General features: G+C 63.9%; 28 protein-coding genes. 18 read left to right on the top strand and 10 right to left on the bottom strand.

Annotation, left to right across the window (positions count from 1 at the left end; all coding sequences use genetic code 11):
* Nucleotides 1–9 precede the first annotated feature (9 nt).
* The 6 genes from SynBMKMC1_RS10615 (at nt 10) to SynBMKMC1_RS10640 (ending at nt 3,522) form a co-directional block, all read left to right on the top strand.
* A complete protein-coding gene (locus tag SynBMKMC1_RS10615) occupies nt 10–285 on the top strand; it encodes a type II toxin-antitoxin system Phd/YefM family antitoxin (RefSeq protein WP_186471703.1) in 276 nt (91 codons plus the stop codon).
* Entirely contained in the window at nt 272–541 is a 270-nt protein-coding gene (locus SynBMKMC1_RS10620) for a Txe/YoeB family addiction module toxin (RefSeq protein WP_186471704.1), read from the top strand. The genes SynBMKMC1_RS10615 and SynBMKMC1_RS10620 overlap by 14 nt, the downstream gene beginning before the upstream one ends.
* 63 nt (nt 542–604) lie before the next feature.
* Nucleotides 605–1,540, top strand: coding sequence for a major capsid protein (locus tag SynBMKMC1_RS10625; RefSeq protein ID WP_186471705.1), 936 nt, complete (start codon nt 605–607; stop codon nt 1,538–1,540).
* A gap of 62 nt (nt 1,541–1,602) precedes the next feature.
* Nucleotides 1,603–2,061 carry a hypothetical protein gene (locus SynBMKMC1_RS10630; RefSeq protein ID WP_186471706.1) on the top strand — a complete coding sequence of 153 codons (459 nt, stop codon included), beginning with the start codon at nt 1,603–1,605 and terminating at the stop codon, nt 2,059–2,061.
* Between the two features lie 25 nt (nt 2,062–2,086).
* A complete protein-coding gene (locus SynBMKMC1_RS10635; protein ID WP_186471707.1) occupies nt 2,087–2,968 on the top strand; it encodes a hypothetical protein in 882 nt (293 codons plus the stop codon).
* A 41-nt stretch (nt 2,969–3,009) separates the two neighbouring features.
* Nucleotides 3,010–3,522: a hypothetical protein gene (locus SynBMKMC1_RS10640; protein WP_186471708.1), complete on the top strand. Its 513-nt coding sequence runs from the start codon at nt 3,010–3,012 to the stop codon at nt 3,520–3,522.
* Nucleotides 3,523–3,551: 29 nt separating this feature from the next.
* On the opposite strand, the gene SynBMKMC1_RS10645 is transcribed toward SynBMKMC1_RS10640, so the two are convergent.
* Nucleotides 3,552–3,896 carry a hypothetical protein gene (locus SynBMKMC1_RS10645; protein ID WP_255486172.1) on the bottom strand — a complete coding sequence of 115 codons (345 nt, stop codon included), beginning with the start codon at nt 3,894–3,896 and terminating at the stop codon, nt 3,552–3,554.
* Between the two features lie 133 nt (nt 3,897–4,029).
* Between SynBMKMC1_RS10645 and SynBMKMC1_RS10650 the strand changes: the two genes are divergently transcribed.
* The gene (locus tag SynBMKMC1_RS10650) at nt 4,030–4,200 is read left to right on the top strand and encodes a hypothetical protein (RefSeq protein ID WP_186471709.1); all 171 of its coding nucleotides are present in this window, start codon (nt 4,030–4,032) and stop codon (nt 4,198–4,200) included.
* 72 nt (nt 4,201–4,272) lie between these two features.
* Here the strand turns inward: SynBMKMC1_RS10650 and SynBMKMC1_RS10655 are convergent, their stop codons facing one another.
* Together SynBMKMC1_RS10655 and SynBMKMC1_RS10660 are read right to left on the bottom strand one after the other, a co-directional pair.
* A complete protein-coding gene (locus tag SynBMKMC1_RS10655; RefSeq protein ID WP_186471710.1) occupies nt 4,273–4,617 on the bottom strand; it encodes a hypothetical protein in 345 nt (114 codons plus the stop codon).
* Nucleotides 4,618–4,785: 168 nt separating this feature from the next.
* Nucleotides 4,786–5,715, bottom strand: coding sequence for a hypothetical protein (locus SynBMKMC1_RS10660; RefSeq protein ID WP_255486173.1), 930 nt, complete (start codon nt 5,713–5,715; stop codon nt 4,786–4,788).
* 89 nt (nt 5,716–5,804) lie between these two features.
* Here SynBMKMC1_RS10660 and SynBMKMC1_RS10665 point away from each other — a divergent pair, with 89 nt between their 5' ends.
* Entirely contained in the window at nt 5,805–5,978 is a 174-nt protein-coding gene (locus SynBMKMC1_RS10665; RefSeq protein ID WP_186471711.1) for a hypothetical protein, read from the top strand.
* Between the two features lie 205 nt (nt 5,979–6,183).
* Here SynBMKMC1_RS10665 and SynBMKMC1_RS10670 read toward each other — a convergent pair whose 3' ends face one another.
* On the bottom strand, nt 6,184–6,363 hold the full coding sequence (locus SynBMKMC1_RS10670; protein ID WP_255486174.1) for a sigma factor-like helix-turn-helix DNA-binding protein: 180 nt from the start codon (nt 6,361–6,363) through the stop codon (nt 6,184–6,186).
* Nucleotides 6,364–6,544: 181 nt separating this feature from the next.
* Here SynBMKMC1_RS10670 and SynBMKMC1_RS10675 point away from each other — a divergent pair, with 181 nt between their 5' ends.
* The 8 genes from SynBMKMC1_RS10675 to SynBMKMC1_RS10710 all read left to right on the top strand — a co-directional run bounded on the left by SynBMKMC1_RS10675 (nt 6,545) and on the right by SynBMKMC1_RS10710 (nt 9,068).
* Complete coding sequence (locus tag SynBMKMC1_RS10675) at nt 6,545–6,679, top strand: DUF4236 domain-containing protein (RefSeq protein ID WP_255486175.1); 135 nt, start codon at nt 6,545–6,547, stop codon at nt 6,677–6,679.
* The gene (locus tag SynBMKMC1_RS10680; protein ID WP_186473499.1) at nt 6,630–6,953 is read left to right on the top strand and encodes a hypothetical protein; all 324 of its coding nucleotides are present in this window, start codon (nt 6,630–6,632) and stop codon (nt 6,951–6,953) included. The genes SynBMKMC1_RS10675 and SynBMKMC1_RS10680 overlap by 50 nt, the downstream gene beginning before the upstream one ends.
* 8 nt (nt 6,954–6,961) lie before the next feature.
* Nucleotides 6,962–7,342, top strand: coding sequence for a type II toxin-antitoxin system PemK/MazF family toxin (locus SynBMKMC1_RS10685; protein ID WP_222930360.1), 381 nt, complete (start codon nt 6,962–6,964; stop codon nt 7,340–7,342).
* A gap of 6 nt (nt 7,343–7,348) precedes the next feature.
* A complete protein-coding gene (locus SynBMKMC1_RS10690) occupies nt 7,349–7,900 on the top strand; it encodes a DUF4236 domain-containing protein (RefSeq protein ID WP_186471712.1) in 552 nt (183 codons plus the stop codon).
* Nucleotides 7,901–8,085: 185 nt separating this feature from the next.
* Entirely contained in the window at nt 8,086–8,280 is a 195-nt protein-coding gene (locus SynBMKMC1_RS10695; RefSeq protein WP_186471713.1) for a hypothetical protein, read from the top strand.
* Complete coding sequence (locus tag SynBMKMC1_RS10700) at nt 8,280–8,528, top strand: hypothetical protein (protein WP_186471714.1); 249 nt, start codon at nt 8,280–8,282, stop codon at nt 8,526–8,528. The genes SynBMKMC1_RS10695 and SynBMKMC1_RS10700 overlap by 1 nt, the downstream gene beginning before the upstream one ends.
* Before the next feature lie 67 nt (nt 8,529–8,595).
* On the top strand, nt 8,596–8,784 hold the full coding sequence (locus SynBMKMC1_RS10705) for a hypothetical protein (RefSeq protein WP_186471715.1): 189 nt from the start codon (nt 8,596–8,598) through the stop codon (nt 8,782–8,784).
* Nucleotides 8,785–8,846: 62 nt separating this feature from the next.
* A complete protein-coding gene (locus SynBMKMC1_RS10710; RefSeq protein ID WP_255486176.1) occupies nt 8,847–9,068 on the top strand; it encodes a hypothetical protein in 222 nt (73 codons plus the stop codon).
* A gap of 40 nt (nt 9,069–9,108) precedes the next feature.
* Here SynBMKMC1_RS10710 and SynBMKMC1_RS10715 read toward each other — a convergent pair whose 3' ends face one another.
* The 3 genes from SynBMKMC1_RS10715 to SynBMKMC1_RS10725 all read right to left on the bottom strand — a co-directional run bounded on the left by SynBMKMC1_RS10715 (nt 9,109) and on the right by SynBMKMC1_RS10725 (nt 10,997).
* A complete protein-coding gene (locus tag SynBMKMC1_RS10715; protein WP_186471716.1) occupies nt 9,109–10,110 on the bottom strand; it encodes a hypothetical protein in 1,002 nt (333 codons plus the stop codon).
* Nucleotides 10,110–10,562: a hypothetical protein gene (locus SynBMKMC1_RS10720; RefSeq protein WP_186471717.1), complete on the bottom strand. Its 453-nt coding sequence runs from the start codon at nt 10,560–10,562 to the stop codon at nt 10,110–10,112. Before SynBMKMC1_RS10720 ends, SynBMKMC1_RS10715 begins: the two co-directional genes overlap by 1 nt.
* A gap of 222 nt (nt 10,563–10,784) precedes the next feature.
* Nucleotides 10,785–10,997: a hypothetical protein gene (locus tag SynBMKMC1_RS10725; protein ID WP_186471718.1), complete on the bottom strand. Its 213-nt coding sequence runs from the start codon at nt 10,995–10,997 to the stop codon at nt 10,785–10,787.
* On the opposite strand from SynBMKMC1_RS10725, the gene SynBMKMC1_RS10730 reads away from it, so the two are divergent.
* Complete coding sequence (locus SynBMKMC1_RS10730) at nt 10,996–11,145, top strand: hypothetical protein (protein WP_186471719.1); 150 nt, start codon at nt 10,996–10,998, stop codon at nt 11,143–11,145. The genes SynBMKMC1_RS10725 and SynBMKMC1_RS10730 overlap by 2 nt on opposite strands.
* 104 nt (nt 11,146–11,249) lie before the next feature.
* On the opposite strand, the gene SynBMKMC1_RS10735 is transcribed toward SynBMKMC1_RS10730, so the two are convergent.
* From SynBMKMC1_RS10735 to SynBMKMC1_RS10745, 3 genes are read right to left on the bottom strand one after another with little or no spacing between them, the layout of a single operon-like run.
* Nucleotides 11,250–12,038 (bottom strand): RAD52 family DNA repair protein, encoded by a 789-nt coding sequence (locus SynBMKMC1_RS10735; protein WP_255486177.1) that lies wholly within the window; start codon nt 12,036–12,038, stop codon nt 11,250–11,252.
* A gap of 16 nt (nt 12,039–12,054) precedes the next feature.
* The gene (locus SynBMKMC1_RS10740) at nt 12,055–12,675 is read right to left on the bottom strand and encodes a siphovirus Gp157 family protein (protein WP_186471720.1); all 621 of its coding nucleotides are present in this window, start codon (nt 12,673–12,675) and stop codon (nt 12,055–12,057) included.
* Nucleotides 12,676–12,726: 51 nt separating this feature from the next.
* Complete coding sequence (locus SynBMKMC1_RS10745) at nt 12,727–13,248, bottom strand: SLOG family protein (protein ID WP_186471721.1); 522 nt, start codon at nt 13,246–13,248, stop codon at nt 12,727–12,729.
* A 259-nt stretch (nt 13,249–13,507) separates the two neighbouring features.
* Between SynBMKMC1_RS10745 and SynBMKMC1_RS10750 the strand changes: the two genes are divergently transcribed.
* Nucleotides 13,508–13,645 (top strand): hypothetical protein, encoded by a 138-nt coding sequence (locus SynBMKMC1_RS10750; protein WP_186471722.1) that lies wholly within the window; start codon nt 13,508–13,510, stop codon nt 13,643–13,645.
* Nucleotides 13,646–13,797: the final 152 nt, after the last annotated feature.

The following is a 13,797-nucleotide window of genomic DNA, read 5'->3' on the forward strand; positions in this document are numbered from 1 at the left end:
ACGTGTGCAATGCAGGTCGTCACTTTTTCTGAGGCCCGCGAGCGCTTCAAGGCCGTGCTCGATCGCGTCGAGGCCGACGCCGATGTGACCCTGATCACGCGGCGCAACTCCCAGGGTGCCGTGGTGATGTCGCTCGATACCTACAACAGCCTGATGGAGACGGTGCATCTGCTCCGCTCTCCCGCCAACGCCGCCCATCTGCAGCGCTCCCTGGAGCAGGCCGAGCGCGGTGAGCTGCTGACGCACCCCCTGATCGACGTCGATTCGCTCAATGCCGGCAGCTGATCGACTGGCGTGGACTGCCGCTGCCTGGGAGGACTACCTCTACTGGCAGGGTCAGGACCGCAAGCAGCTGCGCCGCATCAACCAACTGATTCAGGCTTGCCTGCGCGATGCGTTCGTGGGCATCGGCAAGCCAGAACCGCTGCGCGAAAACCTGTCGGGGTGCTGGTCGCGCCGGATTGATGATGAGCATCGCCTCGTCTACCTGCTGGAGGGCGCCACGCTCGTGATCCTGGCCTGCCGCTACCACTACCGCTGAGCCGTGCAGCCGCCTCGGCAATAGCGGGTGACGTCGCTGGGGCCCGGCCCCATTTCTCTTGCCATGGGCCTCACCCTGATCGAGGCGGCCAAGTACGAAACCCGCCTGGAACACCTGGCGGTGCTGCGCACCTTCTCAGAAGGTGAACTGCTCGGCCGCCTGCCCTTTCTGAACATCAACGGCAGTGGGTTGTTCTATGCCGCAGAAGCAGAACTGCCCGCCGTTGGCTTCCGCGCCGTGAATGAGGGCTACAGCCAGAGCTACGGCGTGATCGATCAACGCGCTGAGGCGGTGCATCTCTTTGGCGGCGATGTGGATGTGGATCGCTCGATCGTGGATCTGATGGGCCCGGAGGCCCGTGCCAGCCAGATCGAAATGAAGATCCGCTCGATGCGTCTCACCCTGGAGGCGACGATCGTCAATGGTGACGCCACTGCCGATGCCCGCGCCTTTGATGGCCTGGCCAAACGGCTGACGCCAGCGGATGCGATGGCGATCGACAACGGCGATGCACCGCTGAGTTTTGATCCACTTGATGCCCTGATCGATTCGGTGGACGGCATGGGCCGTCCCAAGGTGCTGCTGATGAGCCGAGCGATGCGGCGGCAGCTCAATGCCCTCGCCCGCAGCGAGCAGTGCTGTTCCTACAGCGCTGAAACCAATGCGCTGGGAATGACGGTGCACCGCTACCAGGACTGCGAGATCCTGACGGTGGACCGTGATGCCCAGGGCCGTGAGGTGATGGGTTACGACGAGGCGGGTGGCACCAGCTCGATCTACTGCCTCGCCCTCGGTGATCAGGGGGTGACCGGATTGCAGGGACCGTTCCAGGGGCGTTATGGGATTTCGGTGCGGGATCTGGGGGAGGTGCCGGATGCGCCGGTGTTCCGCACGCGGGTGGATTGGTACGTCGGCTTTGCCGTGCTGCACCCCAGGTCCGCCGGCCGGCTGCATGGAATCACGCCATCGGCGGCGATGACGGCAGCGGCGGCTCCTTGAAACGCTGCTGTCGCCCTTTTTGGTCACGCTCCCTTCCTCTCAGTCCATCCCATCTCTGAACCATGGCCGCCATTCCCATTCCTCACATCCGAGCGCGGAGCAATCCCCTGCTTGATGCCGCCACCGTGCTGATCGGTCCTGTGGCCGCAGGCGCTGATCGCCCGGTGGCCGAGCAGCGGGCATCCGGCACCGAGGTGCTGCTGAGCACCAAGCTCGATGCCGCCGTGCGCTTCTCCTTGATCTGTTGCCATTCCGGCCACGACCAGGCGGTGACGGTGGAGCTGCAGCTGGCGCCGCAGCGGATTGATGGCAGCCTCGGCAGCTTCCAGAGCGCTGCCACGGTGTCGCTGCCGGCAGAAGGCGGGCGGGTGGAGGCGTTCATCAGCGGCCATGACCTGCAGATCGATGCCGCCGATGCAGACCAGGTGCGGTGGCCGTGCATGGCAGCCGCCAAGGCGATCGCCAGTCCGGGCACACCGGCCGATCTCAGCTGTGGCCTGACCGCCACCCTCCCCGCCTGAACCGCGCCTGCTTGAGGAGACAGCCATGAGCCAAGAGAACCGAGCCGTTGTGATGCCATTGCTGCCGGGCAGCCGCAGTTGGCGCTCGCTGGAGAAGGACAACCTGCAGCAGCTGGTGCCGGTGGTGCATGCCAACCGCTGGCGGCAGCAGGGCTGGCGGCAGCAGGTGCCGCGCCGTAGACCGCCCCTGGCGGGTCTGGATTGCTCGGTGAACAGCGCCCGGGTGCAACCGCACTGCAGCGGTGTTGGCATCACCTTGACCACGACCGCTCGAGTGAATGAGGCCGGTGCCTTCCAGGGCGGCGGCAGCGGTAACAAGGCGATCTACGGCGCCTGCGGCCTGGACCTGCTGCCGCTTGCTGAACTCCAGCACCTGCTGATCGTCTGGCAGAACCAGGCCGGTCCGGCTGGCCCCCATGTGGAACCAGCGCAAGCCGTGACGGTGGCCACGCCCTACCTGAATCTGCTGGTGGACCTGAACGCTGCTGATGCTCCGGCGGGGGCGGACATCCGCGTGCTGGTGTGTTGCTGTGATCAACTCAGCCCGGCGATCAGCGAGGCGATCGGCGTCACGAGCAATGACGGCAGCAATCGACTCACGGTCCGTTGGCGTGCCGACACCCACGGTGTGCTGATCGTGGGTTACGACGGCAGCAATGCCCCCGGTGGCATCAGCCCGGTGCTGAGCAACGGCAGCAGCTGGATGGAGAACGTGTTTTCCCTGGCGGATCTGCTGGTTGCCTGCCCGCAGGCGCGGCTGGTGGATGCGGTCAGTGGTGATGGCGGCCTGCCAGCGGCGGAGCGCACCCCGGCACTGCTGCTCTGCAGTGGCGACAGCGGCTATCAGGAGGCGCAGAGCAAATGGGTGGAACGTCTCGAGATCAACGGCCGTTCGCTGCTGCCATGAGCTTGACCGCAACAGGACGAGCCACCAGGGAAGGAAACGCGATGGGACGGAGCACGGAGGATTGGCAGAGCTACCGCCTGGGGGAGCGGATCATTCACACCCCGGCGGTGCATGGTGCGGGCTGGCAGGCGCTGGGCTGGCAACGGCTGAATGGCCTGGATGCGCCGATGCCCCCAGCAGAGGCGAGAGAAGAGGTGCTGGCTGGTGAAGGCATGACAGCTGTGGCAGCAGCAGCAGCGGACGGTGATGCTGGCGCGGCGAGCGTTAGCGAGGTCTTTCAGGACGCGGAAGCCGAGCCATCACTGGTGCTACCGGCCTCAGAAGCGATGGCTGCAGCCGCTGAGGATCCAACCGCCGGCAGCACGGAGGAGATCGATCTGCAGGCGATGACCAAAGCAGCGATCATCACGGCCATGCAGCAGCGGCATGGCGTGCAGCTGGAGCGTGGCCTGAGCAAAAGCGAACTGCTGGCTGCCGCACTGGAGCTGGAGCAGGCCGATTGGCGCCAGCAGTCAACAGCTCTGGATGCTGCAGACCCCGACACGTTGTTCTGAACAGTCGTGCAGCTGAGCTGATTGGGGCCTCAGCCCCCACCAGCTCCAGCCTGGTGCTGCTGATCCTGCTCCAGCTCGAGCTCATGATCGATTTCATCGATGCGCTGGAGGCAGCGGCTGATCGCGGGCAACACCTCCTCCTCCAGGCGGGTGCGCTCCTCTTCTCCATAGGGGTGATCGATCCAGCAGCGTTGCAGCGGCCGTTGATCGGCATGACGCAGCAGGCGCTCCACCGCCTTGAGCGTGGATTCCAGCAACAGGAATGGATCCTCCTGCGGGGAGCCAAAACCTGCAGCCATTGAGGAGATGAGGGCCATGGTGATCGGCGCCGGTGCGGCGCAGCGATGGGACCGAGCCCAGGGGAGGCCCGACACCAGGAGGGCCTCAGACTGGCGAGGCCCAGAGCAAGCTCACCCAGCACACGTCAAGGTGCTGCTGCCCTTGGCACCACAGACCAACCGTTGCGTTGCCAGACTCATTGGTCTCATGTTGCTCCGGTTGCCTGCCATGACGGTCAACATCGAATGGCAGGACCAACACGGCCATTGGCATCACCTTCAGAGCAAGCAGAACCAGACCGACGCCTATCGCGTCGCCATGCAGCGGGCTGCATCCACCGGCAAGCGTCACCGGCTGGTGGATGCCTCAGGTCGGTTGCTGGAGCTGCTCGCCGCCTGAGCTTGCGTTGCAGCCCTCAGCTGCAGTGAGCGGCTGCTGCCGCCGCCCGGGCGCCATGAGCCGGGAAGGTGATCACGAACCCCCGATCGGCCTGTGCGCAAAGGGGGAGGCCAAAGCGGCCACCTGCCGGAGGCTCAGTGGAACGGGCTGCAGGAGGAGGCTCCGCACCTGACGCCCGACGGCGCCATCGGTGGCACGATCCAGCTCCGCCAGATCACTGCTTCCCTGTTGCAGTTTCTCAGCACTATCCAGCTCATTGAGGCTCACCCTGACGGTGGTTTCCAGCAGAGGAATCTCGATCAGCACCTCCTCAAGGGCCAGAACCGGGGTCCCCGCCAACAGAGCGGTCAGCACCCCGGCACCGAGCAAAGCGGCATTCAGAGCACGACAGCGGCACTGGTGGAAGATCATCGGCATCTCGAGGATTGAAAACGGTTCATGCCCAGAACTGATCGCGACTGGATGCGCCGAAAGGGAGATTCTGAGGCCGCTGCAGCATCGAGGCGGGGGCTGAAGCGGGTAGCGTCTGAGCAGCCAGCTGGCACAACCATGCAAATCCGCGCCGCGCGGACCCATGCATGCTTCTCAGAACAACACCTTCACGCCAGCCTCCAAACCGTTCTGATAGCTGCTGAAGCCGTTGTCCGGTGAGCCTCCGTTGTTGTAGTTGATGCCGAAGTAGCGCCAGGAGAGCCGCAGCTGGGTGCTGTTACCCACTGCATAGGCCAGTCCCAGTTGGGCATTGCCGCTGAGATCGTCGCTGCCACTAAGACCGAAGCCACCGATATCCGCCCGGGCGAACAGCTGCAGCCTTGGAGACAGAAACACCCCGGCCTGGGTCCCCAGCAGCGGCTGCACCCAGGTGCGATCAAGTGTTCCTTCCGGCTGTTGGCGACCATTGAGGAGCTCCGCCGAGACTCCCAGCTCCGCCTGCACCAGGCGTAGTCCTGCATAGGGGATGACGCTGAATTGACCTGGACGGCCCACGGCAGTCTCGCGATCACCGAATCGATAGCGCACAGCGAGGTCGTAGAGCCCCTGGATCGTCGTCAGTTCACCGCTGCCGCTGAACACGCCGTAGCGACCTGTCCGCACCTTCTCTGCACCGAGGCGCACGTAACTCAGATCCGTGAGCAGGCCCAAGCGCTCGTGTTCAACGCTGCCGCGCAGGGCTGCGCCAAACTCGAGCAACGGCAGAGCCTCGCCAAGGGTCACGTCACTCTCGACCGTGAAGCCGCGCACGGTGGTGTCGCCAGTGGTGCGCAACGGAGCGAAGCCGTAAATCTCAGCCGTCCAGGCCCAAGGATTGGCGTCGGATTGCGGCTGATCCGATACCGGGATGGAGAGCTGCTGCACATCAACAGGCAATGAATCTACTGGGTCTGGGGCCGCACGCATCGGCTCGGCCCGCAGCGCTGCTGGTGCGCCGCTGAACAACAGCATCAGGAGTGCAGGCAGGCACGGCCGGCGGCGGATGAATGGGAGCGACGGGGTGGCCTGATGCGAGGCGTCCACAACAGAGCGGCGGTTTGTGCAAATCATCTTGGAGTATCCGCAGCCCGCCCGACCCAGAAGTGCAAATCTCGCCACCACCTGGCACCCGCGTGGGCACTCCTTCGGTGCGGCGGCTGCGGCTGGAGCACGACGACCTGGGATTCCTGGAAGAGGCGGCGCGGCTGCTGGGGTTTCAGGTGCGGCGGCTGGTGCTGGAGACCGCAATCGGCCCGGTTTTGGCATTGCGTGATGGAAAGGAGAGAGAAGCGCGATGGGACGGATGAGCAGCCACAGGTGAGGTGACGCAGGACCCGCCCTGCAGCCGCGCCGTCCGGCAAGGGCCAGCCCCGCCCCGATGGCGCAGCGCAGCGAAGCCGAACCTTCAGCCCGGCTGGCTCGTATCACCCTTGCCAAGGCGCGCAGCATGGAGGGACCTGCGGCCAACGCCTTGGCAACAACGCAGAGCAGCACGGAAGTCAGACGAGGGCCTCAGCCCCCACCAGTGAGCTGCTGGCGCAAAGCTGCCAATGCTTTCTTCTGAGCGCGCTGCACTGACATGCAGCTGATCTCCAGCCGCTCGGCAGCAGCCCGCAGAGACAGGCCCTCCAGGACTGTGAGCCTCAGGGCAGTGACCTGGGCGGCCGGCAGCTGATCAACGTGGTGAGACACAACATCTAGTGGCCGGTGGCCTCACGCCGCACGGCAGAACCCCCTGAACGAACTTTGAATAGATGATTGGCTTATTTAAAGAACTGGGCGTTTCCTTGAATAGCCGTCTGGTTAGGGCTCGTCTCTCGACGCTCGCACCAGGCGCTATTGCCCGCAGAACTGCTGATCTGTTGTTGATGCCATGGCCTTTCGTTTCCGCAAATCCGCCCGACTGGGCCCCCTGCGGTTCCACGTCTCCAAAAACGGGCTGAGTTCGATCTCCGTGGGTGGCCGGGGTGCTGCCATCCAGAGAGCGTGCCAGAGACATCGGGATTAACGTTGGTGCACTGCCCATGCGGTCGGTGAATGCCGCTGCCCTCATGACCCCAGCCGATCGAGCGATTCAGGAGCCTGATGCTCCTTTCTCTGTCCGTCGCCGGCAACGTGGCGGCAGACGGGTTGTGGCGGTAAGCAGTTCTGTGAGCGCCGTGGATGCCCTGCGCTCCCGCATCCGGGCCCAAAGCAAAACGGTCGCTGATCACATCGCCACTGATGTTGAGGCCAAAGCCTTCATCGACGACTGGGCTACCCCTGAGCCCATCACGCGCTGAAAACCGGGGTGGAGCTCAAGGCCGGGCAGATTGTTGCCGTTGACTGGCGCAAGGAACCAGCCGACCCAGCCCAAAATCCTCAGCCTCCAGAGCCGAACAAGCTCCGGCCGGCTGTTGTGGTTCAGGACACTGAGCTGTTCGATCCGGCGTACCCCACGGTGCTGGTTGTTCCGATGACAGGCGACTCAGCCTTGGCCATTCCCGATTTGACGGTGGTGCTGCAGCCATGCAGAACTAATGGCTGCAAAAAGCTGAGCTACTTGCTTCCGCAGCACCTGACCTGTGTGGCCAAGACACGCATCACCGCCGTTACCCAGTCAGAGATCACCTCAGCGGAACTGCAGCAGCTGCGCCAGTTGGTGGTGCTGACCATCGGCGGCCTCAGCTGAAATTCCATGGCCTTTCGTTTTCGCAAATCCGCCCGCTTGGGTCCGTTGCGGTTTCACTTCTCCAAAAACGGGCTGAGTTCGATCTCCGTGGGTGGCCGGGGTGCTTCCTTCAACATCCCGGTGAACCGCAGCGGCGGCAATCGCAGCACGGTGGGCCTGCCGGGCACCGGTCTGAGCTGGAGTGTCGAGCATGAGGCAGACGCTGCCAGGGGCCTGCCCAACAGCCGTCGGCTCAAGCCGGGCCAGTTGGACCTGCTCAAGCAGCAGTGCCTGCAGATCCTGCACCAGGAGCTGTTTGCGCCGGGCAACGATGCCCACCGGCTCTGGAGCGAGGGACTGGTGAGCCAGTTGCTGCTGGATCCACGCCTCAAGGGCCGCAACGCTGGATTGCTGGCGCTGATCGAAACCCCAGAAGCGATGCAGGCCTATATCGAGCGTGGCCGCAGCCAGGACGACGTCAAACGGCGGGCGCAGCGCTGCCTCAAGGCGGCGGAGCTGGCCGGGCAGTTGCTGAATCCCGGTGGCGAGAGATACCTGAATGAGACAACTGAGAAATGAGTGGTTGGTCTGATCGCGGCACCCCGTCAGCTGCGGGACGCTCGGGACAGCGGGCTGGGAAGCCTGCATCGGCCGTTGTCATGCCAGGCGGGCTTGAGACCCCCGCCTTTTTCTGGCCAAGTGCTGCATCGATCACAACAGCGTCCGCCGATCCGGACTAGACAATCCCGAGACGCTTGAGACTGATGCCTGCCTTTGCTGTGGCCTGCACCCCGCGCGGCTCCTCGATTGAGCGGTTGCGACCCGGTCGCTACCGGGTCTGCGACACCGACCATCACTGCCGTGAGGTGGAGGACGTCTGGAGCGCCTTTGAGCTGGTGCGGGAACTGGAGCTCGAGGGTGCCCCAGTGAGCGACACAAGTCTGGCGGATCCGAGCTGATGCCAGACGAGCGCCGCTATCGCCTCACCGATGCTGCGATGCAGCCCCATCCCCATCTCGACGACGAATTCGCCTCCCTCCCGGAAGCCCTGGAGACGGCGATTCATTGGAGTCGTTTGCTGGCGTTTGATCCGATCCAGGCGTCGATCGGCGTGGAGGTGAGCACCGCCTGCGGCAGCTGGCGCACGTTGCAGAACCCCACCAGTGCCGCTGCTGTCACCACCGATCAGGGCGGACGCAATCTCTGAATCCATCGCAGAGCGAACATCAGGCCTGCGCTGGATGCGGTTTCCTGCGGCAACCTGCGCTTTCGGCATGGCTTCTGACGCCCTCAAGTCACACGCATCCTTCCGGCAACAGCGTTTCGGCTCCACCGCCCATGCGGATCTGGTGGCGGTTCAGTTCTGGATGAATGGTTGCGCCCAGGTCGCCCATATCAGCCCAGCCGGCCTGAGGCGGTATCGCCAGGAGCTGCTGGCCACAGGTGCTGTGTTGCTCACTTGAACAGGCATGATCCCAAGGTCAAACTGAAACTTTCTGGCCATATCCTCTGAGCTCTGCATCGTGTGGTTAGCTCAGAGGATGTGTTCGCCATGTACACGATCGAGCGCCTTGTCGATCAGGGATGGGCCAGGGAAATCAGCTTCAAAACGGAATTCAAGGCCTTTATCAATGCCCGCACCAAGTGCATGGCAACGGGCAAAACCTATCGCGTTATCAACAGCGATCGAACAGTGGTGTGTGTGATCACGTTGGATGATTGCAAGCGTCAGCTCCGGGCGATATAAGCCCCGGAGCAGATGGACGCATCAAGTGCAGATTCAATCTCTAGAGAAGATCTATCTGCTTTTCGGGCTGTTTCAGGATCTCAATGGTTTCCACTTCCACGAGCCTGGGCTGCTCATCAGCCGAGGCTTCGTAGCTGCCACTGACGCGGACATTGCAGTCAAGGATCTCGCGCACTGTTCCCTTGTGCCGATCGTCGTAAATGCAGCGAATACCACGCTGATACCGGGCTCCTCGGATCTCAAAGCGCAGAGCATCCAGGTCGATTTCCCGCACAACACCTTCAAAGGAATCTGTGCCACTGGAGCGCTTGCTGGATGGCTGGACGAGGGTCTGCCTCAGGATCTCCCGGCTTTTCTTGGTGAGTGGCAACGGAGCGATCTTTTCTTCTCCGGGGCAGCTCAGAAACAGATCGGTGATGCCCTTGCTGCTTTTGGTCGGCGCCAGCTTGTGTGCAGCCAGCATCACGGTGTCCCGCACCGCCGGGTCAGGGAAGAGCGAATAGACCTCGTCGCTGACGCCATCTTCCTGGATCAACCTGGGAATGATCGGCAGGCTGCGTACTGCATCACGCACCGCCGCGTACAGCCCGTCGGTGACGCCTTCAAGAACAAGCTGGCCCTGGGAGTCGACTTCCCCAGGACGCGGCACCCGCATGCCGACAACGAGACTGCCGTAGGCCAGGCCGGAAAGGTGAGGATCAAGATGTGTAGGCCAGCGCAGCTTCTTATCCTCCAGGCCGGCGATCGATTTAGCGATGTGCTGAATCTGGGTGCGCAGCTTGGAGAAGGCCCCTGTGACCAGGGACACCGGTGGTTCCGGTCTGGCAACACCAGGCCCAGTAAAGCGGGCCACTAGATCAGCCTGATCAGCCAGTGAGGCGTAAGCAAAGTCTTCCCGGTAGAGCTTGGCCAGCATGTCCAGGTAGGGTCCGCTGATGGCATCAGGCTCCTGGCCCATGCGCACAGCAAGCGCGCGAGCTGTCTGCAGTTCCTGGTGAATGATGAGGGCCCTGGCCTCGATCGCCTTGATCCAACTGCCCATCACATCAACCTCAACACGCCTTTGCGATGACCGTGATACAGCCCCTTTTCGAGGGCCGTCTGAGGGCGCAGGTTCTGCAGCAGATCAACGAAATCCTTCTTGAGACCGTTTAAGCCCAGATGCAGATCGATCTGGTAGCTGCGGAACAGTTCTGCTTTGCCCTGAAGCAGCATCTGCCCCTCCCACTGGTCGGTATCGGGAAGATCGCTGAGCTCAAGAACCAGATTGATATTGCTCGGGCTGGCCTTCTGGCTGACGTAACTGCCATCGAGAACAACAGGAGGGACCACGGCAAACCGCGGTACCAACTCAACGGCAATGAAGTCCCTCAGTTGAGCAGTCAGCTGGCGCCGCACGTCATTCCAAGCCAGGTTCATCTCGACCTCTTCGATGGTGCACTCATGAATGCCACCAGGCAGCAGGCCAAACCGATCGAAAGCAGGGATGGGCATCTGCTATCCAGCAATCGCGGCCCCGAGGCTCAGGGCCCTGCCTACGGCTACAACAGATGACGCCGCCTCGGTGATTGCGCTGATGGCGTAGCCGGGCATGGGCTGCCGCAATTGTCCGGTTTATACCCAGGCCTGTGTGCTTCTGGTAGTCGCTGACAGGGTTTGTTGGCATCGAGACCAGTGGAGGCAAGCCGGAGGCGAAGCCGCCTCCGGCCAGGCGCGTCACAGCACCTGAACCCTGGCCTGGGGCCCAAGCACCCGCTGCTGATTGGAGGCAAGGATCAGGGCCTCGGCCCGTGGCACGAAGTGCGGCTCGGCGCTGATGTGGCCTTCGCGATCGAGGAACAGCACCCGCAGCAGCCGGCCGGCGGCATCAAGCAGATGGACCGAGATGATGCGGATCGGGCAGGTGCGGACCAGGGGAGTGGCGGCCATGACTGGACTGGCGAACGACACCGCTGTTGAGCCCCGGCGCCGCCTGCGCCGCGCAAGGGTCGCGCAGCGACTCGCGTCAGCCCTTGCGCGGTGCGCAAGCCGGGGCAGGCCGGGTGGCGTGATCGCCAGCCCCATGGCCAACCCCTGAGCTTCCCCTGAACACACCTCCCCTTGTGGATTGATGCAGTTCAGCAGGCTTCCCGAGCAAGGCAGGAGCCATGCGGGGCGAATCAATCGCTTCAGAACCGATTCCTACGTTGGCTTCCGCACTGTTTGGTGCTGCAGGAGAAACGCTTCAATCCAGTCATGATGCCGCCGCTGGTTGATGCGATCGGCGATCGATGTCGCCTCTGCGGGGACCTGGAACCGCTTGCGGAACGCCTTGGTGAAACCCTCCAGCTCTGGGCGAGGCAACCTGCGGACCGTGGCAAGGATCGTCTGGACCGTGGCGGCATCAAGGGGCTCCAGGCCGTCCTCTGCCTTTGCGTTGCTCACGGCGCCCGGGCGTTGAGCCGTCAGCCGATGGCGGGTGTTGGGTGGTGTGGATGACGCCGGGCTGGTGACCTGCCGCTGCTGCTTGTCGTAGAGGGCCAAACCAAACGGATTACCAAAGGTCATCAATGCCCGCTTCATCGCATCGGTTTCGGCTTCCTTGAGCGCGGATTCATGGGCCTGGCCCAGGTCAGCGTCGATGCCATGGCCGGCGCCGCTGCCTTCCCGGATCACTGCACCGACGCGGATACGGACACGGGCGGTGTAGGTGACGCCCCAGCCAGAGCGACCATCGTGGCCAATCGAGCGCTCGCTCTGGTTGACGCATGCCAGGGCGATGGTTTCGCGCTGCCAGCCGTCAAAGCCAAAGATGCGGTTGGCCTCGGCGATCACCTGCCAACCCTCCAGATAGGCGAGGGATCGCCCGGCCTGCTGGCGGGTCTGAACCTTGGCGCGATCGAGGGGAGCGGAGAGGGCTGCTAGCTGCTCAGGGGAGAACCCAGCGGTGGTGGGGTGCATGGCGTTGGACGGGGAGAGGAGGACGGTCAACAGGGGATGGGCCGGGTTAACGGATGCGCCAGCTGCGGCGGGAGATCAACTGGGCACCGGTGATCTGCTGGCCGGCTTTGAGGGCCTCCTTGATGGCGGCCTTGTCTGGCTTGCTGCTGGTGGTGACGGCGAGCCACTGGTGATCGAGGGCCTGCTCGTCGTCGATCACGACGGCCGAGGACCTGCGGGAGCTGAGCTCGTGATTGGGGAAGGAGAACCGGGTAGAGGTGGGCTGCAGGCGGGTGAGCACCAGCACCAGGGACTCCTCCAGGGCATCGGCCCTTCCGGCGTCGGAGCGGGAGAGCTCGGTGAGCCGCTTGGCCTGCTGCTGGCGGTAGGTCGCCTGACCACGCAGGTGGTCGATCACCCAGCAGGTGGCATCGGCCTTGGCCAAGAGGGCTTGCTTGTTGCCCTCTTCTGCAAGCAGGGCGGCCTCTAGCTCAGCGAGGGCCTGGGCCCGGGTGTCGTTGTCATCGGTTTCCAGCTGTTCAGCCAGCTGGCCGATGGCGGTGGTGAGCTCCTGGGCCTCGATGCCCAGCTGCCAGAGGGAACCGGGACGCTGGAGCGAGCAGGCAGGCCCGGAGGCCTGGGGGACAGCCGGGGAGAAAGGAGCGGCGGGTGTAGTGAGAACGGCCATGGGCAGGTGAATGGGGACGAGGGACAAGAAAAACGAGACGGCGACTTCCGCTCAGGCGGCAAGGGGCTCTGGCGAGAACGGCGGCGGCACTTCCATCACCACCACCGGCACCGGCGAGCGGGAGGAGCAGCGGCGGGCCTGTTGCACCAGCGAGGCCGTGCCGGCCCCACCGGGGAAGGCGATCACCAGCACCGAGGCGCTGAACGCTGGGGAGGTGTGGGCCTGGGCCTCCACCAGGGCCTGCTCGAGCAGACGCCGATTGCGGATGGGCCCAGCACGGCGGCCATAACGGCGCCAATCAGCGGCGAGCGACTGGACGCGCCAGCCGAGCTGGTGGGCAGCGCGGCCGATGGCGCGATCGGCGCCACGGGCACCGCCATGGAGCAGCAGATGGACAGGCCGGCCACCGCTGTGCTGAAGCAGAGCAGAGGCGATGCGCGCCTGAGGCCAGATGAGATCACGACCACCGCCAGCGACGATGACGAGCGAGCGACGGGCCAACGCCGGCGGCGGCAGGAGGCCATGTGAAGGCAATGCAGCGGCCTGGGCCACTGCAGCAGAGGACAAGCTCATGGGCTACAGAGCAAACGAACGGGGCAAGTTGTCCGAGAAATTCGTTGCCGCAGGCGATGGGCTCGGGGCCTTTGGCGCTGACCTTATTCTACCAGTTCAAATGCACTAAGAACCGATCAGAGTGGCTGCGGCGCAATGGATTGACGCCTAGCAAACTGATCAGCCGGCGGCATTGAAAACTGATAAGCAAGACCACCAGATTCCCGCCTGAATGCCCGGCTGGCCGCGCAGCCGCGCGAGGACACTTGATGCCTTTCCGATGCCCATCAACGCGAGCGATGACCCTGCCACCGCAGCCGCGGGAGAGCAGCCATGCCCACCACCCCAACACCGGACCCGGAGCGGAGGGCGGCGGCGGCTGGCCGCTGCAGGCCACGGCGGAGCCGTGGCACGTTGAAGGACGGCCGCTGTCGCACCGATAGGTGCGCTCTGCAGATCGATACGGAGTCCTGCGGTGTCTGCTCAGCCTTGCGTCATGGAGCGCAGCGAGGTGAAAGCTGCGTGGGTCGTTCAAGCCGTATCTGCCGACCATTTTGAGTGAACCTTGAA

Origin of the sequence: Synechococcus sp. BMK-MC-1 (assembly GCF_014279955.1) — a bacterium.
Lineage (GTDB): Bacteria > Cyanobacteriota > Cyanobacteriia > PCC-6307 > Cyanobiaceae > Synechococcus_C.

Bases quoted from the DNA above. Each gene is read 5' to 3' on its own strand.
- SynBMKMC1_RS10615 (WP_186471703.1), top strand. From the start codon at position 10: ATGCAGGTCGTCACTTTTTCTGAGGCCCGCGAGCGCTTCAAGGCCGTG.
- SynBMKMC1_RS10620 (WP_186471704.1), top strand. From the start codon at position 272: ATGCCGGCAGCTGATCGACTGGCGTGGACTGCCGCTGCCTGGGAGGAC.
- SynBMKMC1_RS10625 (WP_186471705.1), top strand. From the start codon at position 605: ATGGGCCTCACCCTGATCGAGGCGGCCAAGTACGAAACCCGCCTGGAA.
- SynBMKMC1_RS10630 (WP_186471706.1), top strand. From the start codon at position 1,603: ATGGCCGCCATTCCCATTCCTCACATCCGAGCGCGGAGCAATCCCCTG.
- SynBMKMC1_RS10635 (WP_186471707.1), top strand. From the start codon at position 2,087: ATGAGCCAAGAGAACCGAGCCGTTGTGATGCCATTGCTGCCGGGCAGC.
- SynBMKMC1_RS10640 (WP_186471708.1), top strand. From the start codon at position 3,010: ATGGGACGGAGCACGGAGGATTGGCAGAGCTACCGCCTGGGGGAGCGG.
- SynBMKMC1_RS10650 (WP_186471709.1), top strand. From the start codon at position 4,030: ATGACGGTCAACATCGAATGGCAGGACCAACACGGCCATTGGCATCAC.
- SynBMKMC1_RS10655 (WP_186471710.1), bottom strand. From the start codon at position 4,617: ATGCCGATGATCTTCCACCAGTGCCGCTGTCGTGCTCTGAATGCCGCT.
- SynBMKMC1_RS10675 (WP_255486175.1), top strand. From the start codon at position 6,545: ATGGCCTTTCGTTTCCGCAAATCCGCCCGACTGGGCCCCCTGCGGTTC.
- SynBMKMC1_RS10690 (WP_186471712.1), top strand. From the start codon at position 7,349: ATGGCCTTTCGTTTTCGCAAATCCGCCCGCTTGGGTCCGTTGCGGTTT.
- SynBMKMC1_RS10695 (WP_186471713.1), top strand. From the start codon at position 8,086: ATGCCTGCCTTTGCTGTGGCCTGCACCCCGCGCGGCTCCTCGATTGAG.
- SynBMKMC1_RS10700 (WP_186471714.1), top strand. From the start codon at position 8,280: ATGCCAGACGAGCGCCGCTATCGCCTCACCGATGCTGCGATGCAGCCC.
- SynBMKMC1_RS10705 (WP_186471715.1), top strand. From the start codon at position 8,596: ATGGCTTCTGACGCCCTCAAGTCACACGCATCCTTCCGGCAACAGCGT.
- SynBMKMC1_RS10715 (WP_186471716.1), bottom strand. From the start codon at position 10,110: ATGGGCAGTTGGATCAAGGCGATCGAGGCCAGGGCCCTCATCATTCAC.
- SynBMKMC1_RS10720 (WP_186471717.1), bottom strand. From the start codon at position 10,562: ATGCCCATCCCTGCTTTCGATCGGTTTGGCCTGCTGCCTGGTGGCATT.
- SynBMKMC1_RS10730 (WP_186471719.1), top strand. From the start codon at position 10,996: ATGACTGGACTGGCGAACGACACCGCTGTTGAGCCCCGGCGCCGCCTG.
- SynBMKMC1_RS10725 (WP_186471718.1), bottom strand. From the start codon at position 10,997: ATGGCCGCCACTCCCCTGGTCCGCACCTGCCCGATCCGCATCATCTCG.
- SynBMKMC1_RS10740 (WP_186471720.1), bottom strand. From the start codon at position 12,675: ATGGCCGTTCTCACTACACCCGCCGCTCCTTTCTCCCCGGCTGTCCCC.
- SynBMKMC1_RS10745 (WP_186471721.1), bottom strand. From the start codon at position 13,248: ATGAGCTTGTCCTCTGCTGCAGTGGCCCAGGCCGCTGCATTGCCTTCA.
- SynBMKMC1_RS10750 (WP_186471722.1), top strand. From the start codon at position 13,508: ATGCCCATCAACGCGAGCGATGACCCTGCCACCGCAGCCGCGGGAGAG.